The sequence below is a fragment of the Paenibacillus hubeiensis genome, assembly GCF_032334105.1.
In the GTDB taxonomy this organism is placed as follows: Bacteria; Bacillota; Bacilli; order Paenibacillales; family Paenibacillaceae; genus Paenibacillus; species Paenibacillus hubeiensis.
This window is the reverse complement of sequence record NZ_JAVYAE020000001.1, coordinates 180,644-204,767: the sequence shown is the minus strand read 5'-3', so window position 1 is coordinate 204,767 and position 24,124 is coordinate 180,644. Positions and strand designations below refer to the sequence as shown.

The following is a 24,124-nucleotide window of genomic DNA, read 5'->3' as shown; positions in this document are numbered from 1 at the left end:
CTAAGGGGAAGCACGGCATGAACACACAAAAACGGAAATCTACCCGGTTGGCCCGCCTCGGGCGTGCGCTCAAGCTCAATTTCGTGAAGCTTTTGCGTGCACCGGGAGGCGCCCATAAGGTGTCCATCGGATTTGCTCTTGGTTTTGGCCTGGAGCTGATTGTCATATCGACGGCATCCCTGATCTACCTTGCATTTTATCCGATCGTACGGTTGTCCGGCGGTTCGTTGCCGGCAGCTATCGTTGGCAACGTGATCGGCAAACTTACGTTTTTGCCCATTTTGCTTATGCCTTTGGCGAAACAGATTGGGTCATGGATTTTGCCTGCCCATGGCATGGGGCAGGGAGCTTTGCATGAAAATGCTTTTATGGAGCTGTTCCGCGGCAATTGGTTTGCATTGAAGGAACTGTTGCTTGGGGGGTTGGACATTTTGGCAGGCATGTCCGTCTTCGGGGTGTTATTGGGATTTGTTTCTTACTTCGTGGTGAAGATATTGTATGTACGGGCGCTCAGACGGCGCCATGAACGCAGGCTGGAGAAGCGGCGCCAGGCGGCGGCTTCCCACTCGCCCGCATCATTGCTGATCAGGAAACAGCCACAATCATAAAGGGCAGGATGGCCATCGAAGCAATGGTTGTCCACAAAATGCAGCGGGAAACGAACTGCGGGGACGCATTGAATTGCTCAGCCAAAATGACGGCATTGACTGCCGTCGGCATGGAGGACAGGATGAGCAGCACGCTGAACAGCGTCCCTTCCACTTGGAGTGCTTTCAAGATCGCGTAGGACAACAGCGGCGCCGCAGCCAGGCGCATGGCAATACCCGTCCAGAAGGCACGGCGCACGTTGGCGGGCCAAGGTTCTGACGTACCGCGCGGGCGCAGCATTTGGGCACCCAGAATGGCTAGTACGACGGGTGCATAACCGGTAGCGATCATGCTAACGCCGCCGTCGACGGCTTCGGGCAGATGCAGATCAAACGTCCTCAGGATGATGGCGATGACCGCCGCATAGATGGATGGCATGCGAAAGACGGACAATGCGGCTTGTTTGACCGAAAATTCCGATCTTGCGGCAAAAAAGATGCCCAGCGTATTCACGATGATGATCTGTCCGATGACGTATACGGAGGCTTTGTCCAGCCCCAGTTGTCCGAAAGCAAGCAGCACCAAAGGCAGCCCGTAGTTTACGCAGTTGGTAAACGTGGATACGAGCGTGAGTCCTGCTTTTTCGCTGGCTTCCAGCCGGAACATGCGGCTCAACAGGGCGGCGAGCAGCCAGAGGGCAAGCAGGTTGAGAATCGAGAACCAGAGGGTTCCCCACACGTCGGTCCACGTAATTTCGGCATGTAGCAGTGTATCAAAGATGAGCGCCGGGCTCAAAATATACAGGGAAAAAGCGGACAGGGGACGCGTATCCCAATTTTTGAATTTTTTCAGCAGCATGCCTCCGATGACCGGAAGCGAAATGGGCAAAAATACGTGGTACAGTGTCAATAAAAATGAGTGCAACAAATCCGTTTCAATCCCTTCTCTAGTTGGAAAAGCCTATCCCATCATAGCAGAAAACGGGCTTTTTTCACACGGCCGATCAGGGTGTTCACCGGGAGTTGGATTGCTATTTTGATATGGCAGATTTATTATAGAAGAGGTACAACGAGATTACATACACATACTAGGAGGATACCGTAATGAGTGAAAACAAACGCTTGCTCGTGATCGCCGGCTCTTATGCCGAAACTGAAAATGAGGGCATTTATGCATACGAATTGAATGAGGATACAGGCAGCTTGTCGAAGCTGGACGGGATCTCCGGCGTAAAAAATCCAACGTTCGTCAACGTGGATGCAGCAAACAACAAAGTATATGCCATCGGTGAAGCCGTTTCTGCCGAAGGAAATAAAATGTCCGAAGCGGTAGCGCTCAGCATTGACCCGTCCACGGGCAAACTGGCTCTCGTTAACCGCAATAACTCCTTGACCGCTCCGCCTTGCCATATCCAGCGCGATCCTTCCGGTCGTTATCTGATTCTGTCCAGCTACCATGGTGGGCTTGTTGGGCTGCAATCGGTGACGGACAACGGCGAAGTCGGCGTTCTTCTGGATGAGAAAAAACATGAAGGCCATGGCGCAAACCCTGCACGTCAGGAAAAACCGCATGTGCACTCCGCATTTTTCTCGCCGGACGGTAAATACCTGATGGTACAAGATCTGGGTGCCGACAAAATTGCCATCTACACGATCGATGCGGACAAAAACGAACTCGTGCTGCATAGCGAAACCAAAACGCATCCGGGCGCTGGCCCGCGCCACCTGGCATTCCATCCGAACGGCCAGTTCGCGTTTGTGATCAACGAAGTGGATTCCTCGATTTCTTCGTATCGCTATGATGCGGAAGCAGGCACTTTGACCGAGATCGCCAGCGTGTCGACACTGCCGGATGGTTATGACGGCGCTGAAAATACGACGGCTGAAATCGTCGTTTCCAACGACGGACGTTTCGTGTACGGTTCCAACCGTGGTCACGACAGCCTGGTCGTATTCGCGGTGAACGCAGAGACGGGCCATCTGACGCATGTGGAGACAGTATCCGTTGAAGGGCAGCATCCGCGTCACTTTGCTTTGACCCCAAGCGGCAAGCTGCTGATCGCGGCTAACCGCGACACCAACAACATCGTTACCTTTACGGTGGACCAAGAATCGGGCCGCCTGAAATATACAGGCCACAGCACAGGGGTATCCAAGCCTGTATGTGTTAAACCGGTATACCTGTAAGCAAGTTTGAGCATATAACGCTTAGATGAGGTACCCTGCCTAATAGGCAAGGGGTGAATTATTCAAGAGGCCGCTCTCTTCCATCGTGAAGGGAGCGGCCTTTTGTGTGGATTCATTTGAGATGTATCCAAAATGTAAATATCAGGTCAATTACATTGTGTATGGCATAATAGATTGTTAATATAGAAAATGTTGGTAGTCTTCTAATAATGATTATACATATAATATGTAACTCGAAAAGAGGAATGGCATGATGCAAATCGATATCGAGAAGCTCTATCAGAAATACCTGACGTTGGATATTCCAAACCCGTTCAACTTGGATCAGATCCATGATCGGTTAACCAAGAAGTATCGTGCCGAAAAGGTCGATTTGGAGCGGTTCTCGTACTTACGCAATGATCCTTATGCCGGATTTGATCAGGCCGTAGGGGCCTATGTGTTTGAGGACAAACAGGCCATCCAAGCATTAATCCAGTTGAACAAGGATGATGACATTGATTATGAAACGATGGAATTTGCCTGGATAATGGGGTCAACATTATGTGGAATATCGAATGTGTTGGTTTTTGAAATCGATGTATTTTACGGTATGGAAGAAGAGGAAATGGTACTCGGCAACTTGCGTTTTGAGGAATATTTGATCGTCCTTTATTTGACGGAGTACATTCAGTTCGACAATGATCCACTTTTGAATGATTTGATGGCCCGATGCAGAGAAGGATATTATCTCAGGCACTTCGGGATGCAAGATGGTTTCGAGAGATATTTGTACAAATAAAGCTCTAGAGGGTGATTCAAGATGGATTTCATGGAACATTGGGAGCGAATGATCCAAGAGCAAGAGTTGGAGCGCGATCGTCTTCGAGTCCATCAAATTACGGTACAAGTCGACGATAAGAAAAAAAGCAAACATCACGTCCGCAAGAAAAATTCGGTCATCGAATACGGTTTGGTGGAACGGGATTTACACGATGAAAATTTGCTTGGCAGACACCAGCTTTATTTTGCTGATCGGGAAACTCTTGCCCAGCAGGACCGGATGAAGGTGAAAACTGCGTTTGGCGAGCTGGGTAATGAACACGCTGCTGCATCTGCTATCTTTCCATATTTGGCGGAGCACTTTCCTCGCTTTCTGGGGGAGACACCGTTCGCGATTAGCTATAATCCGGTTGCGGAAGCATGGATAATTGAAGGAACACTCCCTCCAGGAACGATGGGAGGCGTCATTTACTTTGCTCTGGCCAAAGAGGACGGGACATTGCTTATGATGTTTGGTACCAAATAAAGACGAGAGAACGCTTTACATGAATAGAAGACTGCCGTAATCCATTATCGGACCCCACTCCGCGTTCCGAAACAATCGATACGAAGGAGAGGAAAAGGGATGAAAAACATTTGCGCTGCTTGCTTCATGGTTATGTTGATGATGTTCGGAGCAGGCTGTTCCAGCTCCCATTTGTACACGTACGCAGGTGAAAGCGAGAACTGGCGTGCCAACAGCACAATACAAGGAAACGACGATATCCTGAGCTATCGCTATACGATTCAATATATCGGGGAAGACGCTGGCACGATCGAACGGATCAAATACAAATTCATCAGCAGAAACATCAGCGTGCGAGAGGATTTGCCTTTTGACCCCGTGATCGAACGGCGAGGTGATCAAATCACAGCGTTGTTGGATGAACCCGAATTTGTTCTGGAGATCGATTGGAATGGACGAACGGAGCGAATCCAGGTCCAGAAGCAATAATGGAAGGCATGAGTTCGAAGTGAACTTGTGCGCTTAATCGTTTCGTATAACAACGCAATATGGTTAATAGTTTCGTGCAGGTAACTACATCACTTCAAAGTGCGTACTTCCAGAACGGAAAGTTCGGTCCTACAATGATGAAGTGAACCAAATGAACATTGCATGCATCGGGTGAACGTTCAACGTGCAAGCTAACCCATTACCCATTATAATCGAACGACAAAAGGAGACCATACTATGAAATTGCAATTGGCACTGGACCTCGTAAACATCCCTGACGGAATCGCGCTTGTGAAAGAAGTAGAACAATACGTGGACATCGTCGAAATCGGTACGCCGATCGTCATCAACGAAGGTTTGCATGCCGTAAAAGCTATGAAAGAAGCATTCCCGAACCTGGAAGTGCTGGCTGACCTGAAAATCATGGATGCGGGCGGTTACGAAATCATGAAAGCAGCTGAAGCAGGTGCCGATATCGTAACGGTTCTGGGCGCAACGAATGATTTGACGATCAAAGGTGCCGTAGAAGAAGCGAAAAAACAAAACAAACAAATTCTGGTGGACATGATCAACGTGGCGGATCTCGAGAAACGCGCGCGTGAAGTTGACGCTCTTGGCGTAGACTACATCTGTGTGCACACTGGATATGACCAGCAGGCTGCCGGCCAAAGCCCGTTCGAGGATCTGCAAACGATCAAACGCGCGGTAACCAACGCGAAAACGGCTGTTGCAGGCGGCATCAAACTGGAAACACTGCCAGAAGTCATCAAGGCCGGACCGGATCTTGTAATCGTGGGCGGCGGCATTACAGGCGCGGCTGACAAAGCAGCGGTTGCGTCCGAAATCCAACGTTTGGTCAAACAAGGTTAAGCGGAATGAGCAGCAGACAACATGCGGCTGACATTCTGAAAGAGCTGGAGCGCACGCTCAGCCAGATCGACGATGCCGAAATGCAGGCCATGGCCGAGCACATCCTTCAGGCGGGGCAGGTGTTCGTAGCCGGCGCAGGCCGCTCAGGACTCATGGGCAAAGCGTTTGCTATGCGGCTTATGCAGATGGGGATGCAAGCCTATGTGGCCGGCGAAACCGTGACGCCAGGAATTGGACCGAATGATCTGCTGCTGCTCTGCTCCGGATCGGGTGAGACAGGCAGTCTGACGCTGATGGCAAAAAAGGCTGCGGCCGCCGGAGCGAGAGTGGGGCTGATCACGATCAAGCCCGAATCCACGATCGGCCAATGGGCTGACACGACCGTTCGAATCCCGGCCTCGGCCAAGGAAGAGACGGCCTCGTCCGGATCGGCTATCACGAGCCAGCCGATGGGTTCCCTGTTTGAGCAGGGACTGTTGTTAGGCATGGACGCGTTGGTGCTGACACTGATGGACATGAAGGGCATGACCGGAGCGGACATGTTCGGCAGGCACGCGAACCTGGAATAGCATAAAGGCGGATCGGAATCCCGAAAAAAAGTCGGGACTCCGATCTTTTTTTGCGTCCCCAAATAGCAAGGGGCATGAACGACGACGGCGCTTTGCATCCGCTGCTTGCTATAGTAGAATGAAGATACTGTTTTTATTCGCATAACGAAAGAGGATGGGAGGCTCGGAGAATGGCAGCCGAAGTCAAGGAAAGAATCAACTTGAAGGAAATCAACTGCGAAAAAGAGCTGACCCTTGCCGTGATCGGCGGCAAATGGAAGCTGATAATATTGTGGCATCTCGGCTTGGAAGGCACCAAGCGTTTCAGTGAGCTGAAGCGTCTGATCCCCCACATTACGCAAAAAATGCTGACGAACCAGCTGCGCGAGCTGGAGGAAGACCAATTGATCGAGCGCAAGGTTTATGCGGAAGTTCCTCCACGGGTGGAATATTCATTGACTGATCATGGACAGAGCCTGATGCCCGTGCTGCACGCCATGTACGATTGGGGCAAAAATTACGGGGAAAACGTCATTTGGAAATCGTGAGCCGTCATCATAAGTCGGATTTATAGAGCAACGAAGCGCGATAAGCAAAGCCGCAGGAGGGGATTCATTCCCGTGATCCTGCGGTTTTTTTCATTAACGTGACCAATGAGCTGCAGCAGCCGTGCCGAATTTCAGAGGGTTCAATGTAGTAATGTCAGGTATTAACGATCCGAATATGATAGGATGAGAGTATTGGAAATAAAAGGAGGATCAGATATACAATGGACAAGATACGTACACGAGCTGAAGTAAGCCTGGAATCGACATGGAATTTGCAGGATTTGTTTGCCACCGACGAAGCATGGGAGAAAGAAATCCGTTCGCTTCCGGAAGCGGCGACCACGATCATCGAAGCGTTCCAGGGACGCCTCGGCGAAGGCCCTGAACAGCTGCTTGGCTGCCTGGACGCCCGCGAAGCGCTGCAGGAACGGATTGGCAAGGCTGCGGCCTATGCCCGTCTTAAACAGTCGGAGGACAGCACCAACCCGGTGAATCTCGAAAACGCTGCTATAGCGGGCGATATCGTATCGGGCCTGTCGTCCGCGTTGTCGTTCATTTCTTCCGAAATCAGCGATCTTCCCGATGGAACGATTGAGAGGTATATCCGTGAATTGCCGGCGCTTGAGCCGTATGCCCGCAGTTTGGAATTGCTGCTGAAGGAAAAGAAGCATCGCCTGTCGGCAGAGACGGAGAAGGTGCTTGCTTCGCTCGGAGAATTCATGGATTCGCCTTATCGCATTTATTTGCGAGGCAAACTTGCCGACATGACATTTGACCCCGTGACGGACGGGGAAGACAACGAGCGGCCGCTTTCCTGGTCATTCTATGAAAATAATTACGAGATGTCCGCGGACACTGAGCTCAGACGTTCGGCATATACAACCTTTGGGGCGAAGCTGAACGAGTACAAAAACACGTTTGCCGAGGCATATGGTGCCGAAGTGAAGAAACAGGTCGTTTTGTCCCGGTTGCGCGGATATGAAGACGTCACGGAGATGCTTCTTCATCCGCAGCAGGTAAGCAGAGAGATGTACAATAACGTGCTGGACATCATCCAGGCAGAGCTGGCACCGCATATGCGCAGGCTAGCCGCGCTCAAAAAGAGGGAGCTCGGCTTGGACAAACTGATGTTCTGCGACCTGAAGGCACCGCTTGATCCGGAATTCAGCCCTGCCATTAGTTATGAGGAAGCTTGCGAATTGATTCAAGAAGCGCTGGCTGTGCTTGGTCCCGAATACAGCGAGATCGTATCGCGGGCATTCAGCGAGCGTTGGGTGGATTATGCGGACAATGTGGGCAAATCGACGGGGGCGTTCTGCTCTTCCATTTACGGCGCACATTCCTACATTCTGGTCTCCTGGGCGAACAACATGCGCGGAGCATTCACGCTGGCGCACGAAGTGGGCCATGCCGGCCATTTCATGCTGGCCGGTCGTTACCAGCGAATCACGAATACCCGTCCGTCGCTCTATTTCATTGAAGCTCCATCCACGATGAACGAAATGCTGCTGGCAGACCATTTGCTGAAGCGTTCCGACAATCCGAGAATGAAGCGCTGGGTCATTTCGCAATTGTTGAACACGTACTACCATAATTACGTGACCCATCTGCTTGAGGGAGAGCTGCAGCGCCGGGTGTATGCACGCGCGATGAAGGATGAGCCAGTAACGGCCAAGCTGCTGAGCCAGCTCAAAGGGGATGTTTTGTCCGAATTCTGGGGGCCGGATCTCATCGTGGATGAGGCCGCCAGGTTGACCTGGATGCGGCAGCCTCACTACTACATGGGATTATACCCGTACACCTATGCGGCAGGGCTGACGGCATCGACGGCTGCAGCACAGCAGATCCGGGAGCAGGGACAGCCTGCGGTGGACCGCTGGCTCGAAGCACTCAAGGCAGGAGGCAGCCTTTCTCCGCAGGAACTGATGAAGTTAGCGGGCGTCGACATGACCAGTCCCGATCCAATCCGTACCGCGGTAGCTTACGTAGGCAGCCTGGTGGACGAACTTGAACGTCTGTATTCCTGATTAGGCTCATATAGTTATACGGACAAGATCAGCAGGGAAGGGACGATGATCATGGACGGTTTCGGCGTTTTCGACGATATGAATGATGTTCCCGGTTTTGAAGGAAATGGCGGCTTTTTTTCCCAAGTCAACGAGTTTAACACCATGCAGACGTTCGGCACGATCTTTATCGGCGCTGTGTTCGTGATCATCGCAGTCACGATCGGTTATGCCATTATCTCCGGATTGCGCAGCTGGTCTTCCAACAATGCGTCACCTCTTCTGACCTTGCATTCCACCGTCGTGGCGAAGCGTACAAATGTCAGCGGGGGGGCCGGGGACACAGGGACATCGACCTCGTACTTCCTGACCTTTGAGCTGGATAACGGCGAGAGAATAGAATTTCGCGTCAGCGGCAGCGATTACGGCCGGATCGTTGAGCAAGACCAAGGGATGCTGACGTTTCAGGGGACCCGCTTCAAACATTTTGAACGCGAGGAACAGACGCAATCCGATGTCGGACATGGACAATTTTAAGCCAATGGTTGGGACAAGAACGGCTCTTCTTTGGAAAGGGCCGTTTTTGTGATGCCCAAAAGAAAACAAATCGCAGGGTATTCAAACGCTTACAATGATGTTATACTCATAAAATAAAGTTAAACAGTATTAAACAAAAACAAACAAACAATAAATCACAGAAAACGTAACAGAATGAAGACTGATTTTTCTGAAATCAAAGAATGAGAAAGGGCGTGGAGAGCAGTGAGTGTGCTGGCATACGATTTGGGCGCCGGCAGCGGGAGAGCGCTGCTGGGTCATCTGAATGACCGGGGAATGGAAACGGTGGAAGTCCATCGTTTCAAGAACGAGCCCGTAAAGGTCGGGGACCGGATGTATTGGGATATTTTGCGTTTGCATCATGAACTGCTGACCGGGCTTACGCTGGTCAAGCAGCGCGGGGAACAGCCGGAGAGCTTGGGAATCGATTCATGGGCCGTCGATTTCGGGCTGATCGGGAGCCACGGCGAACTGCTGGGCAATCCGTATCATTACCGGGATACGCAATTTGGCGGCATGATGGAACAAGTGTGCAAGGAGCTTGGTCGGAAGGCGATTTTCGAAAAAACGGGCATTCAGTTCCTGAGCTTCAATACGCTCTATCAACTGGCTGCGCTGCGCCGCGGCGGTTCGCCGCTGCTGGATGGCGCGCAGCGATTCCTGATGATCCCTGACCTGCTGCGTTATTTCCTGACCGGAGATGCAGTGAACGAGTTCACCAACGCCACGACGACCCAGATGTACAATCCCGTCTTGGGAGATTGGGATCGCGACTTGCTGGCGCACATCGGTGTGGCAGAGCATTTGTTCGGAAAAGCGGTCATGCCGGGTACCGGAGTTGGACAGCTGCGCGGCAGCATCAGCGGTGATCTGGGCATTGCACGCATTCCTGTCGTCGCCGTAGCGGAGCATGATACGGGCTCTGCCGTCGTTGCAGTCCCCGCTACGGAGCGTTCGTTTGCGTATCTGAGCTGCGGAACATGGTCCCTGATGGGGACGGAGCTCGATCGGCCGGCCATTAGCAAAGAGAGCTTGGCGCTTAACTTTACGAATGAAGGCGGTGCCGGGGGCACATTCCGGCTGCTCAAAAACATTATGGGTCTGTGGATTTTGCAGGAAAGCATGCGGGAATGGGAGCGCGAGGGGCAGGCGATCGGTTATGCCGAATTGTTGCAGCAGGCGGAGAATGCAGCTCCGTTCGCGAGCTTGTTCGATCCCGACGATGATCTGTTCCTGCCTGCTGGCGATATGACCAGCCGCATCCGTGAATACTGCCGCCGCACAGGCCAGGTTGAACCGCAAGATCAAGGCGCGGTTGCGCGTTCGATCCTGGAGAGCCTGGCCCTGAAGTACCGCATCGTGCTGGAATGGACGGAGCGTTTGTCCAAACAATCCTTTGGCGGATTGCATATGGTTGGCGGCGGCATCCAGAACCGGTTGTTATGCCAGTGGACGGCCAATTCGATCGGCAAGCCGGTATGGGCAGGGCCGGCCGAAGGCAGCGCGATCGGCAACATGGCAGTGCAATGGATCGCCAGCGGAGCGTTTAAGGATATTTGGGAGGCGCGCCGAGTCATTCGGGATTCGTTCCCGGTGAAGGAGTACGAGCCGGAGCAGCGCTCCGTCTGGGACCATGCATACGGCCGATTCCTGCAGGTGACCGGCCTGGCCCAATCGCGTACCGGGAGCGAGGTGTAGCCATGCTGGCGGCAGAGCGATACGACCGGATCGTCGAGCTGGTGAACCTGAACGGCAGCATGCGCGTATCCGAACTGAGCGAGCGCTGCCGCGTCACGGAGGAAACGATCCGGCGCGATCTGGACCGGCTGGAACAGGCCGGACGGCTGCGCCGGTCGCACGGCGGCGCCGTCAGCGTCAAAGAAGACCAGCCTGAAATTCCTTACCGGGTGAGGGAGACAACGCAGGCCGAGGAGAAAAAGCGGATTGCCCATGCGGCGGTCTCCATGATTGAACCGGGGGACCGTATTTTGCTGGATGCCAGCACCACCGCCGGGTACATGGCCGCCAGCATGCCGGACATCCCGCTGACGGTGCTTACCAACTCGATTCAGGTGGCGACGGAGCTAAGCAGCAAGGACAAGATCGAGGTCATTTCCACCGGCGGACAGCTGGCGCAGCGGTCGCTGTCCTTTGTCGGGCCGCTTGCGGAACGTTCGCTGGAGACGTACCATGTCGACAAATTGTTTTTGTCCTGCAAGGGCGTTCATCCGGAAAGCGGCAGCATCAGCGAGTCGAACGAACTTCAGGCCAGGCTGAAACAGAAAATGGTTGGCATATCCGATCAAGTCATTCTGCTGGCCGACGCCAGCAAGTTCGGCGTTCGGGCTTTTGCCAGAGTGACCGGGCTGCAGGCCGTGCATAACATTATTACGGACCAGGTGCCCGATCCTGAAATGCTCGAACGGCTAAAGGTTTACAACATTACGATCACCACCGTATAGATGCGGTGCAGGAAATTATCAATCCATAATGGGAGCGTGTAATCATGAAGGTCTCCTTGTTCATTACCTGCCTCAGCGATGCCATCTATCCCCGTGTGGGGGAAGCCATGGTCAGATTGCTCGCCGCTCACGGCATACGGCTGGAGTTCCCGCCGATACAGACGTGCTGCGGCCAGCCTTCCTACAACAGCGGGTATTGGGATGAGACGCGGGCAGCGGCCAAAACGATTCTGGAGGCGTTTGACGACAGCGATTTCGTCGTATGTCCTTCCGGGTCGTGTACGTATATGATCCATCATTATCCGGAACTGTTCGCAGACGATCCGGTATGGCTGGAGAAGGCCAAAGGTTTGGAAGCAAAGGCTTACGAGTTCACGCAATTTCTGGTGAACGTGCTCGGCATCACCGATCTGGGGGCCCATTTTCCCCACAAAGTCACGTATCATCCGTCCTGCCATGGCAGCAGGCTGCTCGGGGTGAAGAATGAGCCGTTGGCGCTGTTGAAGGCGGTCAAGGGTCTTGAATTCGTCCCGCTTCCGTTTGCGGAGGATTGCTGCGGCTTCGGGGGCACGTTTGCCGTGAAAATGCCGGACATTTCCGGCGCGATGGTCACGGAAAAGGTCGACCATGTGAAAGAAACCGAGGCCGAGGTGCTTGTCGGATTGGACATGGCCTGTTTGATGAACATTGCGGGCAATTTGCGGTACCGGAATGAGCCGGTGCGTGTCATGCATCTGGCCGAATTGCTGTATGAGGGGGTGAAGACAGGATGAGCCAGGCAGGACCTATGGAAGTGACGGTCAAGGAGCGGGCGGAGCTTGCGCTGAACGACGACTTTTTGCGAAAAGCGGTCAAGTTCACGACCGAGCGATTGCGCAATGGCAAGAAATCCGCGTCGGAGGAGCACGGCAATTGGGACGAATGGCGTGAGCGCGGACGGCAAATCCGTCTGCACACGATTGCCCATTTGGACTACTATCTGAACCAATTCGTGGATAATGCCCGGGCCAACGGCGTCCATATTCACTTTGCGGACACGTCCGCGGAGGCTGCCGCGATTGCCCTGAACATCGCCGCCCACAAACAGGCGTCTTCGGTCGTCAAGTCGAAGTCCATGGTTTCCGAAGAAGTGCATTTGAACCATGCGCTGGAATCGGCCGGCATCGAAGCGATCGAGACCGACCTTGGCGAATATATCATTCAACTGGCAGGGGAAGCGCCCTCGCATATCGTCATTCCGGCCATTCACAAAAACCGATACCAGATTGCCGAGCTGCTCTCGAAGGAGGCTGGCGAGACGCTGGAGCCGGATACGACCGTGCTTGCAGGATTTGTGCGAAAGAAACTGCGCGAGAAGTTTTTGGAAGCGGATATCGGCATGACGGGTTGCAATTTTGCGATTGCGGAGACGGGTTCCATGGTGCTGTTCGAAAACGAGGGCAATGCCCGCATGGTATCGACCGTGCCGAAAACGCAAATTACGCTGATGGGCATGGAGCGGATCATTCCTTCCTGGACTGATCTGGAGGTCATGGCAACCCTGCTTCCGCGTTCGGCGACGGGCCAGAAGCTGACGATGTACATGTCCGGCATTACGGGCCCGCGCCGCTCTGAGGACGGCGACGGTCCGGATGAGATGCATATCATCATCGTCGACAATGGCCGCTCGCTGCAGCTGGGCAATCCGGAGTTTCAAGAGCTGCTGAACTGCATACGCTGCGGCGCTTGCCTTAACGCGTGCCCGGTATATCGGCACATTGGCGGTCATGCCTACGGCGGCACATACAGCGGACCGATCGGCGCGGTGCTGACGCCTGCCCTAAATGGCAACATTGACGAATGGAACGATATCGCAAGCGCATCCAGTCTGTGCGGGGCTTGTTATGAGGCCTGTCCGGTCAAAATACCGCTGCACGACATGCTCGTATACCTGCGCAGGCGCAAGGTGGAGAGCGGGAATGGCAACCGGTGGGAGGGCCTTGGCATGAAGGGCTTTGCCGCGGTTGCCTCCAACTCCAAACGGTTCGCTGCCGCAGTCCGCATGGGCCAGATCGGCCAGAAAGCCGTTGTGCGCAATAACGGCATTTCGCTCAAATTGGGTCCGCTCAAGGGCTGGAATACGTATCGCGTTGCGCCAAGCCTGGCCAAACGATCCTTCCGCCAGGAATGGAACAGGTTGGATGAGGAACTGAACCGGCAGCCCAAAGAAATGGATGCCTCTGTCAAGCAGCGCATGGAACGGATTTTGCAGGAACGCGAAAAAGGAGGCGGGGGGCATGCACACTGAGCATCAGGATTGGCTTGCCGCTTTGGAGCGAAAGTCGCGCGAGAAACAGGAGAAATTCATGAACGGCATCGCATCCAGGCTGGGCAGACCGAGGCAGATGCAAGCGCCTGTCCAGCCTTTCCGCGGTGCTCCGGCATTCTGGAACAAGCTGGAGTGGGACACGGAGAAACGCATTCAGGCGTTCACGGACAATTTTGTCAGCGTCGGGGCCCATATTGCGAGAGTGCCGAGCATGGAGGAAGCGGCAGGTTTCATCGTTGGCAAGGCGCGGGAGCTTGGCGCAAAATACATCATTCGGCAAAACGAAAAAGAGCTTGAAGATTTGGCGCTTGAATCGAGCCTCGAGCAGGGCGTTAGCGTATCCGTATGGAATTCGCTGCCTGAAGAAAACTGGAGAGCCCGCGCCGCCGAAGCGGACATCGGCGTGGTCATGGCGGATTATGCCACGGCGTATACCGGCTCGGTAACGGTGTTGTCCTCCAAGGACAAAGGGCGCTCGGTCAGCCTGTTACCCACGGTTCTCATCCTGATCATTCCTGTGGATCGTCTATATACAAGGCTGGGCGAGACGCTGAGTCGATTTGACGAAGTCGGAAGGGAAAATCTCCCGGCAGGCATTCATTTCATTTCGGGGCCAAGCCGTTCATCGGATATCGAAAATGACCTGACGATCGGCGTGCATGGACCGGGCATCGTATACGGACTCATCGTAGGATAGGACTAAGCAGATTACTGACGTTTTTGAAAAAACAAATGAAAAACGAAGCAGCCTATGAAGCAGCGAAAGTCATGCTCGGTAGGCTGTTTTGTTAATCGATTTATAGGTTTTGTCTATTATAATTATATATTATATATATTTTACCTATCATTAGAAAAGGACTACAATGAGCCCATGATCATTGGAGGAGGTTTGATTTCATGGACTTATATTCCAGCGAGGTGGCTTGCATGGACGGTAGCACGACGACGCTGTCCTCGTTTCGCCACAAGGTGCTGCTCATCGTCAACACGGCCAGCAGATGCAGTTATTCCAGCCAATTTGCTGCTTTGCAGCAGCTCTATGACAAATACCGGGAGCAGGGGCTGGAAATTTTGGCATTCCCGTGCAATCAGTTCAATGGCAAAGAACCAGGCAGCAATGCGGAGATTGCCGAGTATTGCCGGAACGAATTCCGGGTGACGTTCCCCATGCTCGGAAAAATCGACGTCAGGGGACCAAAGATGCATCCTTTGTATGAAAAATGGATTGAACAAGCCCCTTTTGCAGGATTTGACCTATCTACGGAAAAGGGCCGATGGATGGACGAATTTCTCAAGGAGAAGCACCCTGACATTTATGCAGGGGATGGAGTCAAGTGGAATTTCACCAAGTTTCTGATCGGCCGGGATGGGAGGGTCGCTGCCCGTTATGAAACTCCGATCGAACCGGCAGCGATGGAAAGCATGATCGAGAGGTTACTGAACGAAACCGGAAAATGATTAGCTCCAATCGTCCTAAGACCATGGGCCTGTTGAAGATTGATGATGGGAATGGTAGGGTAAAGAAAGAGGCGGGGTCGTCTCTTCCTTTTTTTAGGATGAAATGACCGTTTTACCGAAATGGTCAGTTGGTTCTATCGTAGGCTCAGCCTTTCGCCATCATGATCTTTCATCGAATGGATAAGATTAGTCGGATTGCGAAAAAATAGGGTATAACTATAAGGAGAGTCAGAACCAAACGTCTGCAGAATCGATGTACCGTATTGGAAGAACATTACCTTGAAAGAGGAGTGAACAGAAATGGTGCAACATTCAGTGCCTCAACCGAAAACCTTTGGACCTCTGGGCAATTTGCCGCAGTTGAATTTTGAAGAGCCGGTTCAATCTCTTGTGCAGCTGGCGGGTGAATACGGCCCCATTTTCCGCATGGAGCTGCCGGGACGAAGCGAGCTGTACATTTCGGGTCACGAGTTGGTTGCCGAAGTATGCGACGAATCGAGATTTGACAAGCGGGTATGGGCACCCTTGGAGAAGGTAAGGGCTTTTGCCGGCGACGGATTATTTACCAGTTGGACGGAAGAGCCGAACTGGAAGAAAGCTCATAACGTGCTTTTGCCGAGCTTTAGTCAGCGCGCCATGCAGGGGTATCATCAGAAAATGCTGGATTTGGCCGTGCAGCTCGTGCAAAAATGGTCGCGCCTCAATCCTGACGAAACGGTCAATGTGCCGGAAGACATGACCCGGTTGACGCTGGATACGATCGGCCTGTGCGGGTTCAACTATCGGTTCAACAGTTTTTATCGCGAGGACCCGCATCCGTTTATTACCAGCATGGTGCGTTCGCTCGATGAAGCCATGAGCTCGCTTCAGCGGCTGCGGCTGCAGGACAAACTGATGTTTGCGAAAAAGAAACAATTCGAACAGGACATTCGCACCATGTTTTCGCTTGTGGATCACATCATCGCTGAGCGAAAGGCAAAGCCGGTCGAGGGGGCAGATGACCTGCTGTCACATATGCTTAGCGGCAAGGATCCCGAAACCGGAGAAACGTTGGATGACGAGAATATCCGTTATCAGATCATCACGTTTCTGATTGCCGGACATGAGACGACGAGCGGGTTGTTGTCGTTTGCCATTTATTATTTGCTGAAAAACCCGGACAAGCTTGCCAAAGCGCAGGCCGAGGCAGACCGCATTCTGAAAGATCCGCTCCCGAGTTATAACCAGGTCCGGGAACTCAAATATGTGCGCATGGTCCTGAACGAAGCGCTGCGGTTATGGCCGACGGCTCCCGCATTTTCGTTATACGCGAAGCAGGATACGGTGCTCGCAGGCAAATATCCGCTGCAAAAGGGGGACAGCGTCAGCGTCCTGATTCCCAAGCTGCATCGGGATCGCGAGGCGTGGGGCGAAGATGTGGAGGCATTCCGCCCGGAACGGTTCGAAGACCCGAGCAAGGTGCCGCATGATGCGTACAAACCGTTCGGAAACGGCCAGCGCGCCTGCATCGGGCAGCAATTTGCTTTGCAGGAGGCCACGCTCGTACTGGGGATGGTGCTGAAACATTTTGAACTCATCGATCATGCCGATTACCAGTTGAAAGTGAAAGAAACGTTGACGCTCAAGCCAGACAATTTCACCATTCGTGTGCGCGTGCGCGAAAGCCAGCCGGTCATGGCCGCTCCTGGCATCGCCGTCCAGGAACCGGTCTCAGCGACGATGGCGCCTGCAAACAAAGAGCCGAACCTGATGAATGCGCATCGCACGCCCATGCTTGTCCTGTACGGATCGAATCTGGGTACCGCGGAAGGCATTGCCCGGGAGATTGCCGATACCGCCAGGTATCAAGGCTTTCACAGTGAAGTGGCCGCACTGGATCAACGCGTCGGCAAGCTGCCGAAAGAAGGCGTGGTCATCATCGTCAGCGCTTCCTACAACGGCCAGCCTCCAAGCAATGCAAAAGCGTTTGTCGAATGGCTGGAGCATGCGGATTCGGGAGAGTTCAACGGCGTGCGTTACGCGGTCATGGGATGCGGGGACCACAATTGGGCCAGCACATATCAACGCGTTCCGCACCTTATCGATGAGCTATTGTCCGCAAAAGGGGCCGAGCGCCTTGCCCCGCTTGGCGAGAGCGATGCCAGCGGTGATTTTGAACAACAGGTCGATCGCTGGAATGAACGTTTATGGCCCGAACTGGCAGAAAAGCTGGGTCTGGAGCTGAACGTCAACTCCGAGAGCGAACGCAGTTCCTTGTCCGTGCAATTTGTCAACGGTTTGGCTGTCACCCCGCTGGCAGAAACCTATGATGCACATATCGCAACGGTCGTGGAGAATCGTGAACTGCACGATGCGGGGAGCGACCGCAGCACGCGCCATCTGGAGATTCGTTTACCGGAAGGCGCGGTCTACAAGGAAGGCGACCATCTGGGCGTACTGCCGCATAATCCGCCCGAATTGGTGGAGCGTGTGCTCCGCCGATACGGTTTCAACGGCACGGAGCATTTGGTACTGGACGCTTCCGGGCGCAGCGCGGCTCACCTGCCGTTGAACCAGCCGGTCAATTTGTTTGACCTGCTGACCCACAGCGTGGAATTGCAGGAGGCTGCGACGCGTGCGCAATTGCGCGAATTGGCCGCATATACGGTTTGTCCGCCTCACAAGAAAGAGCTTGAAGCACTGCTGGACGAAGCGGCTTATTTGGAGAAAGTGCGCGGCAAACGCGTTTCCATGCTGGATTTTCTGATCCGGTACGAGGCATGCGAGCTGCCGTTCGAGCGTTTTCTGGAGCTGCTCCCTCCGCTGAAGGCCAGGTACTACTCCATCTCCAGTTCACCCCGCGTTCAGCCGGGTCAGGCGAGCATTACGGTAAGTGTAGTGCGTGGACCAGCCTGGAGCGGAGAGGGCGAATACAAAGGCATTGCCTCCAACTATTTGGCCAGGCTGCAGCCGGGCGAAGAGATCGTGATGTTCGTGCGCACGCCCGAGTCGGGCTTTGAACTGCCGGAGCAGGCAGGCGTGCCGATCATCATGGTCGGCCCGGGCACCGGAGTGGCGCCGTTCCGCGGATTTTTGCAGGCTCGTCGCGTTTTGAAGGAACAGGGAGCCGAGCTTGGCGAAGCACACCTGTACTTTGGCTGCCGCAATCCCGAGCATGATTATTTGTACAAACAGGAGCTGGAGCAGGCTGAGCGAGAAGGGCTTGTGACGCTGCACACCGCTTTTTCCCGGATTCAGGGAGAGGAGAAATGTTATGTCCAGCATCGGATGAAGCAGGATGCATCACGATTGGTTTCGCTGCTGGAGCAAGGCGGACACTTGTACATTTGCGGCGACGGCAGCCGAATGGCTCCGGACGTCGAAGCGACATTGAAGGAAGCCTACGCCACCGTAACCGGCAGCACGGCTCAGCAGGCGGAAGCATGGCTGGAACAACTGCAGCAGCAAGGGCGATACGCGAAGGATGTATGGACGGGGATTTAAAAAGATACTGTGAATAAAGCAATTGAAGAAGTGGATGCTCATCAGGCTGCCGCAAATGTCTGAAATGGATGGGGCAGCCTCGAGCATTGTTGTAATTTCTTAATTTCAGGCTTTGGAAGGGCCAACCTGCATGGTTGCGGATATAAAGGATTCAAGCCTGTGTTCATTTTCCCCTTACAGGCCGATAGATGGATTCGACTTGCTTCAGCGGAAACAGGATGCGGGAAGGGAACTTCCCCCTGGCCTGCAATTCAATATAGTTCAATCCCACCGCGACAAGGCGGAGATTGCGAAATGCATTTCGGGTAGGGAACGCGGTACGGACGCCTACGAATATGCCGCGCCGCGTGCGAGGGATGCCGAACACCCGGATGGAATTCAGGCTTAGCGGCACGAAAAGTTGACCGTTTACTTTGATGAAATTGCGCGGGTACACCCGGTCGATCCGTCCTGGCTCAAGGCCGGACAGGGGGGCGTTCAATTCGGCGAGATGGCCCTGCAATTCGGCCAGGCGCTGCTGAAGCGTTTTGCCGGTTTGAAGCTGGTGCACGTTCATGCGAACTCCTCCGTTTTCCGTTTATACCCAGTATATGAGCGGAGTACGCCAAGGTGAGTCCGAGGATGCATCGATTTGACATTTATATGGTGCGGTGCACCTCAAAAACGCTCCTTCCTCAGAAGGAGCGTTTTTTGAGTCGATATCGTAAAGGCAGCAGCTAATCCGATCTTTATATGCGACCGCCGTTGAATACGGCAGTATGCGTTTGTCAGAAACGAACGAGGCTGCCGATCTGTACGGGCTGGCCCGTGGCGATGGCCCGATTGGCTGCAATCCCGGTCAAGATGGATTGTGCGCCATCGATATGGTTCGCCGCGCGGTTGAACGGATCTTCTTCCGGATGGCCGAACAGGTCGTTCAGCAGGACCGGATCGCCCCCGCCGTGGCCGCCTTCGCGTTCTTCGACCTCCACTTCGTAAGGTGCGCCGAACATGGGCAGTACGCGCAGCGTTTTGCCGATCAGCGCTCCTTCCAGGTTTTTGTCGCCGAGCGAATTGACGTACGATTGTTCGACGATCGACATTTCGATGCGTCCTTTCGTGCCGTTGATGGCGATGCGGTATCCCTCCCAAGGTTGGTAAGCGACAAGGGAATAAGTCAAGATAGCCTTGTTCTGGTATTGAACCAGGACGCCCATGGTGTCCTCGATGTTGATGCCGTCGCCGAATACGCTCTGGTCGCGTTGATAGCCGTCCTCTGCTTCGGCGTCCAGATACATCGCTTTCAGATGGGCATCCGAATCCAGATGCAGGGCGAACGGATCGCCTTCGGCAAGCGGACTGCCCGTTGCACGCGTATAAAATTGGGTTACCCCGCGCTCCTCGGCATTTTCGCGGCCATAGAACATCAAATCCCCGAATGCAAATACCGTTTGAGGCTGGGAACCGATCCAGAAGTTAACAAGGTCAAAATGGTGCGTCGATTTGTGCACGAGCAGACCGCCGCTATTCCGTTTATTGCGGTGCCAGCGGCGGAAATAGTCCGCGCCATGGCGAGTGTTCAGCAGCCATTCGAAATGCACGGACGTGACGCGTCCGATGGCATCGTTCATGACAAGCTCCCTTACTTTGGTGTGATGGGGAGCATAACGGTAGTTAAAGGTCACGCGCACGTTCCGCCCGGTCCGTTTGGTAGCGTCGAGAATGTCCTGACATTTTTGCTCATCGATGGTCATCGGTTTTTCGGTGATGACGTCGCATCCAAGTTCCATGGCGCGAATGATGTATTTGTGGTGCGTGCGGTCAATGCTTGTCACGATCACGAAGTCGGGTTTCTCGCTGGCGATCATTTCATCGAATTGATCGGCACGGTATGTAGGCACTTCGTTATATTTGTATTTGTCGCGCAGCATTTGATTGGCATAGTTCATCCGGGTTTGGTTGATATCGCAAAATGCGACCAGCTCCGATGTTTCACGGAAATCGCGGGCCAGCGATCCGTAGAAGAATTCGGCACGACCTCCGGTACCGACCAATGCATAGCGTTTTTTGTCACTCATGTCATCGCCTCCTTGAATATGCTTCTAGCCTATAACAAGGAAGCACGTTTTTCGCCGCCTTTATTGCGAAATCGCTTTCAAATGCCGCCGATTTTGCTATAATCCAAGGGAAGCCTTTTAAAAAAGGAAGGGATGCCCGTGAACAGGCCATATCGCGCGGACTTTCATGATCCGACCGGGCTGCTCGCAATCGAATATGATCGGCGCATCGGTTATTTTTCGATGCATGCGGACCATCTGCACGATCATTATGAGCTGTATTACCTGTTGTCGGGCGAGCGCATTTACTTTATCAAAGATCGATCCTACCGGGTTATGGCAGGGGACCTGGTTCTGGTAGACCGCAACGTGGTCCACAAAACGCTGGATAGCGGCAGGCCGGATCATGATCGGGTGGTCCTGTACCTGAAGCCGGAGCTGTTCGCAGGCATGGGCGTGCCCGCAGATTTGGCCGCTGGTTTGATGCAGCTGTTTCGCGGCAGTCCGCCCGTGCTGCGGTTTCCTTCACGCGTCCATGCTCAGGTGGAACGATTGGCTGTGGAGATCGTGGACGAGATGGTGGACCCGCAGCCGGGCAGCGAGCTGCTGCTCCGCCACAGGGCGGTGGAATTGCTGCTCTGTGCCTGGCGCAACCGGCACCTGGCCGTAGCGGATGCCGAAGATGCAGAGCCGGTCCTTCATCCCAAAACGCAGGCCGTCGTGCATTATTTGAACGAAAACTTTCGCGAATCGCAGTCCCTGACGGAAGTGGCGGACATGTTCCGTATAAGCCCGCACTATTTGAGCCGATTATTTCGGCATACAACCGGATTTTCGTTCAGCGATTATCTGAACTTGCTGAGAATCAAGGAAGCGCAGCGTTTGCTGCGGGAAACGGACGATCCCATTACGGACATCGCTTTGCGATCCGGGTTCGGGAACTTTTCCCATTTCGGCAAAATGTTCAAACGGATGGTGAATGCATCGCCAAGGCAGTACCGCCAGCAGCATACAAAGCAGGATCGAAGGCAGTCATAAGCGTGAAAAGCCCCGGAAACGACGCAGCGATGGCTGCCCGTCATGCATTTCCGAGGCTCATTGCTTTCTTCGAGAATGTAAACCTGTTTTACGAGCTGCGCATCGGCGATTCGTTCTCCGGCCGCAACTTCATCCGAAGGTCTTCGTTCCGCGGGCAGATCATGATCCCGTCCACGACGTCGAGCCGTGCTGCCTGAATGGAGCTGCGGCGTGCAGGTTCGCTGGCATGATCCACGCCTTCCCGGCGATCCGGATGCGTGAAATAAAAAATATAGGCCTGATCGTCCTGTACGACGACGTCGGCATGCAATCCGATGACGCCGTCATCCTCCCGGGTGCCCGGCTGATCCAAAATGAGGCTGTTCCACGCCCAGTGTTCCAAATCGTCGGAACGGTAAACGGCCTGTCCTCTCCATTCGTCCACGATCATCCAATAGCTGCCCTTAAAACGAAATACGTTCGGGCCCTCATGAGGCCGACCTGTTATGACGGGACCGATCACTTCCCAATGATAAAGGTCCGCGCTATCCGCGGCATAGGTATGGGAACCGCGCGCTTCGTCCTTGTACCACATGCGGAAACGGCCATCCGGCAGCGGGTAGACGCAGGCATCGATCACGTAGTCCGAGCTGAGCTCCAGCGTACCGTGAAACGTCCATGACAACAAGTCGGGGCTCGTATAATGCAGGATATTCCGCTTATGTCCAGGCCAGTCGTGCGGGACGCCTTGGATGTAGCTCACGTACATGTGGTACGTGCCCTCATGCCAGAAAATTTCCGGTGCCCAAAACGTGTTATGACCCCATTCGTGCTCCAATCCCGTCAATGTGCCGCGGTACGTCCAGGTGCTGCCGCCGTCAGTGGAAGAAGCAACGCCAAGATCGGTGCCGTGCACCCAGGCGAACTTCGGTCCGCCCGCTGTTGCGCGGCGGTTGGTATATACCATCCACCAAGCCTGTTCGGCGCGGTTCCATATCAATACCGGATCTGCTGCACCATCAAAGATGGGATCTCGAAATAAAGGTGCGCCCATGAAACTTCCTCCCTTGTTTTTGTCAAAATGGAAGCGTGTTCTACTATCGTAAAAGAGTTTGACTGAAATTACAATATTATGTTTTCTTATGATTTGAATTCATGCATATATTAATCCGAAGATGTTATAATACGCCCAGCAGTTGACGCATGCCAACCATCGAAATTAAGATTAGGGAACTGAAACCAGACATACCCAAAGAAGGCAGGAGAGCAGAATGTATACATACAAGCCGATGTCGATTGAACACTATGACCAGGCTTTGCTGTTATGGGCCCGGACACCGGGGCTCGGCATCAGCATGGAGGTGGATTCGGAAGAGGGAATCGCGGCATATTTGAAACGTAATCCGGGAATCAGCCACGTTTGCGTGGACGATGAAGATCAGTTGGTCGGTACTGCGCTGTGCGGACATGACGGCAGACGCGGATACATGTATCACGTAGTTGTAGATACGGCCCACCGGGGGAATCAGGTGGCGACGACCTTGGTCAGGCATTGTCTGGAGCAGCTGAAGAAGGCAGGCATATTCAAGTGCCATCTGATGGTGCTGGACAACAACGAGACCGGCAAGCGGTATTGGTCGGAGCATGGATGGCACTATAGGGACAACATATTGCTTTATTCGGCCAATACGCAAACCTTTTCGGAAGCCGGGGCGTAGGGGAAATGGCGGCAGCGAGCAAATATATAGGTTGACTATATATACCGCAAAAGATACACACGTTCACGGAGAGGGCAGAAACAAAACGGAGAAGCGGAGCGTTCGCTTCAAAGCAAAGGGGAGGATCTCGATGATTGAACAGCGACTGGAACAGCTTGGAATCGTATTGCCGCGGGCCAGCGCGCCGGCGGCCAAATATGCGAATGCGGTTATTGTGAACGGCATGATGTACGTATCGGGCAAAGGGCCGAATACGGCCGAGCGCGGGAAGCTGGGAGACAAGTTCACGACGGATCAAGGATATGCATTTGCCCGGAATGCAGGCATTGAAGTGCTGGCCGTTGTGCAGGAGGTGCTCGGTTCACTGGACAGGGTGGAACGTGTGGTCAAAATCCAAGGGTTTGTTAACGCTACCGCATCCTATGACGAGCATCACAAGGTGCTGAACGGCTGCTCCGACCTGATGCTCGACGTGTTCGGCGAACGCGGAGTACACGCCCGATCGGTGTTTGGCGCGGCATCGGTCAGGGATGACCTGCCGCTCATCATCGATTCCATTTTCCAAGTAAAGGAGTAGAGGAC

Annotated in this window: 24 protein-coding genes; 20 read left to right on the top strand and 4 right to left on the bottom strand. The window is 53.7% G+C overall.

Going from position 1 to position 24,124, the window contains the following annotated elements; translation table 11 throughout:
• Positions 1 to 17: 17 nt before the first annotated feature.
• Positions 18 to 608: a DUF2062 domain-containing protein gene (locus tag RSX24_RS00855; RefSeq protein ID WP_339277698.1), complete on the top strand. Its 591-nt coding sequence runs from the start codon at positions 18 to 20 to the stop codon at positions 606 to 608.
• Here RSX24_RS00855 and RSX24_RS00850 read toward each other — a convergent pair.
• Positions 586 to 1,515: an AEC family transporter gene (locus tag RSX24_RS00850; protein ID WP_343259421.1), complete on the bottom strand. Its 930-nt coding sequence runs from the start codon at positions 1,513 to 1,515 to the stop codon at positions 586 to 588. The two genes, RSX24_RS00855 and RSX24_RS00850, sit on opposite strands and share 23 nt — an antisense overlap.
• Positions 1,516 to 1,691: 176 nt before the next feature.
• Here RSX24_RS00850 and RSX24_RS00845 point away from each other — a divergent pair, with 176 nt between their 5' ends.
• The 16 genes from RSX24_RS00845 (at position 1,692) to RSX24_RS00770 (ending at position 18,771) form a co-directional block, all read left to right on the top strand.
• Positions 1,692 to 2,774, top strand: coding sequence for a lactonase family protein (locus RSX24_RS00845; protein WP_236417390.1), 1,083 nt, complete (start codon positions 1,692 to 1,694; stop codon positions 2,772 to 2,774).
• Positions 2,775 to 3,024: 250 nt separating this feature from the next.
• Entirely contained in the window at positions 3,025 to 3,555 is a 531-nt protein-coding gene (locus RSX24_RS00840) for a pyruvate kinase (protein ID WP_343259420.1), read from the top strand.
• A gap of 21 nt (positions 3,556 to 3,576) precedes the next feature.
• Entirely contained in the window at positions 3,577 to 4,062 is a 486-nt protein-coding gene (locus RSX24_RS00835; protein ID WP_343259419.1) for an NTF2 fold immunity protein, read from the top strand.
• Between the two features lie 99 nt (positions 4,063 to 4,161).
• Complete coding sequence (locus RSX24_RS00830) at positions 4,162 to 4,530, top strand: hypothetical protein (protein ID WP_343259418.1); 369 nt, start codon at positions 4,162 to 4,164, stop codon at positions 4,528 to 4,530.
• 237 nt (positions 4,531 to 4,767) lie between these two features.
• Positions 4,768 to 5,400, top strand: coding sequence for a 3-hexulose-6-phosphate synthase (gene hxlA, locus RSX24_RS00825; RefSeq protein ID WP_236417399.1), 633 nt, complete (start codon positions 4,768 to 4,770; stop codon positions 5,398 to 5,400).
• A gap of 5 nt (positions 5,401 to 5,405) precedes the next feature.
• On the top strand, positions 5,406 to 5,969 hold the full coding sequence (gene hxlB, locus RSX24_RS00820) for a 6-phospho-3-hexuloisomerase (RefSeq protein WP_343259417.1): 564 nt from the start codon (positions 5,406 to 5,408) through the stop codon (positions 5,967 to 5,969).
• Positions 5,970 to 6,139: 170 nt separating this feature from the next.
• Positions 6,140 to 6,496, top strand: a complete 357-nt coding sequence (locus tag RSX24_RS00815; protein WP_236417404.1) for a winged helix-turn-helix transcriptional regulator — start codon at positions 6,140 to 6,142, stop codon at positions 6,494 to 6,496.
• A gap of 221 nt (positions 6,497 to 6,717) precedes the next feature.
• Entirely contained in the window at positions 6,718 to 8,523 is a 1,806-nt protein-coding gene (gene pepF, locus RSX24_RS00810; RefSeq protein WP_343259416.1) for an oligoendopeptidase F, read from the top strand.
• Between the two features lie 45 nt (positions 8,524 to 8,568).
• On the top strand, positions 8,569 to 9,039 hold the full coding sequence (locus RSX24_RS00805) for a DUF2500 domain-containing protein (protein WP_236417407.1): 471 nt from the start codon (positions 8,569 to 8,571) through the stop codon (positions 9,037 to 9,039).
• A 225-nt stretch (positions 9,040 to 9,264) separates the two neighbouring features.
• Positions 9,265 to 10,758: a rhamnulokinase gene (locus RSX24_RS00800; protein WP_343259415.1), complete on the top strand. Its 1,494-nt coding sequence runs from the start codon at positions 9,265 to 9,267 to the stop codon at positions 10,756 to 10,758.
• A gap of 2 nt (positions 10,759 to 10,760) precedes the next feature.
• Complete coding sequence (locus RSX24_RS00795) at positions 10,761 to 11,522, top strand: DeoR/GlpR family DNA-binding transcription regulator (protein WP_339277711.1); 762 nt, start codon at positions 10,761 to 10,763, stop codon at positions 11,520 to 11,522.
• A gap of 44 nt (positions 11,523 to 11,566) precedes the next feature.
• The gene (locus RSX24_RS00790) at positions 11,567 to 12,295 is read left to right on the top strand and encodes a (Fe-S)-binding protein (protein ID WP_236417410.1); all 729 of its coding nucleotides are present in this window, start codon (positions 11,567 to 11,569) and stop codon (positions 12,293 to 12,295) included.
• Positions 12,292 to 13,809 (top strand): LutB/LldF family L-lactate oxidation iron-sulfur protein, encoded by a 1,518-nt coding sequence (locus RSX24_RS00785; protein ID WP_343259414.1) that lies wholly within the window; start codon positions 12,292 to 12,294, stop codon positions 13,807 to 13,809. Before RSX24_RS00790 ends, RSX24_RS00785 begins: the two co-directional genes overlap by 4 nt.
• The gene (locus tag RSX24_RS00780; protein ID WP_339277715.1) at positions 13,799 to 14,527 is read left to right on the top strand and encodes a LutC/YkgG family protein; all 729 of its coding nucleotides are present in this window, start codon (positions 13,799 to 13,801) and stop codon (positions 14,525 to 14,527) included. The genes RSX24_RS00785 and RSX24_RS00780 overlap by 11 nt, the downstream gene beginning before the upstream one ends.
• A 200-nt stretch (positions 14,528 to 14,727) precedes the next feature.
• Positions 14,728 to 15,288 carry a glutathione peroxidase gene (locus RSX24_RS00775; RefSeq protein WP_343259413.1) on the top strand — a complete coding sequence of 187 codons (561 nt, stop codon included), beginning with the start codon at positions 14,728 to 14,730 and terminating at the stop codon, positions 15,286 to 15,288.
• A gap of 300 nt (positions 15,289 to 15,588) precedes the next feature.
• A complete protein-coding gene (locus tag RSX24_RS00770) occupies positions 15,589 to 18,771 on the top strand; it encodes a bifunctional cytochrome P450/NADPH--P450 reductase (RefSeq protein ID WP_343259412.1) in 3,183 nt (1,060 codons plus the stop codon).
• A 163-nt stretch (positions 18,772 to 18,934) separates the two neighbouring features.
• Here RSX24_RS00770 and RSX24_RS00765 read toward each other — a convergent pair whose 3' ends face one another.
• Positions 18,935 to 19,327: a hypothetical protein gene (locus tag RSX24_RS00765; protein ID WP_236418544.1), complete on the bottom strand. Its 393-nt coding sequence runs from the start codon at positions 19,325 to 19,327 to the stop codon at positions 18,935 to 18,937.
• 211 nt (positions 19,328 to 19,538) lie between these two features.
• Positions 19,539 to 20,828: a Gfo/Idh/MocA family protein gene (locus tag RSX24_RS00760; RefSeq protein ID WP_339277720.1), complete on the bottom strand. Its 1,290-nt coding sequence runs from the start codon at positions 20,826 to 20,828 to the stop codon at positions 19,539 to 19,541.
• 138 nt (positions 20,829 to 20,966) lie between these two features.
• Here RSX24_RS00760 and RSX24_RS00755 point away from each other — a divergent pair, with 138 nt between their 5' ends.
• Positions 20,967 to 21,845, top strand: coding sequence for an AraC family transcriptional regulator (locus RSX24_RS00755; protein WP_343259411.1), 879 nt, complete (start codon positions 20,967 to 20,969; stop codon positions 21,843 to 21,845).
• 88 nt (positions 21,846 to 21,933) lie between these two features.
• Here RSX24_RS00755 and RSX24_RS00750 read toward each other — a convergent pair whose 3' ends face one another.
• Positions 21,934 to 22,878, bottom strand: coding sequence for a glycoside hydrolase family protein (locus RSX24_RS00750; RefSeq protein ID WP_343259410.1), 945 nt, complete (start codon positions 22,876 to 22,878; stop codon positions 21,934 to 21,936).
• Positions 22,879 to 23,095: 217 nt separating this feature from the next.
• Here RSX24_RS00750 and RSX24_RS00745 point away from each other — a divergent pair, with 217 nt between their 5' ends.
• Positions 23,096 to 23,542 carry a GNAT family N-acetyltransferase gene (locus RSX24_RS00745; RefSeq protein WP_339277725.1) on the top strand — a complete coding sequence of 149 codons (447 nt, stop codon included), beginning with the start codon at positions 23,096 to 23,098 and terminating at the stop codon, positions 23,540 to 23,542.
• Positions 23,543 to 23,672: 130 nt separating this feature from the next.
• Positions 23,673 to 24,119, top strand: a complete 447-nt coding sequence (locus RSX24_RS00740) for a RidA family protein (RefSeq protein ID WP_236418598.1) — start codon at positions 23,673 to 23,675, stop codon at positions 24,117 to 24,119.
• The last annotated feature ends 5 nt before the right edge of the window (positions 24,120 to 24,124 follow it).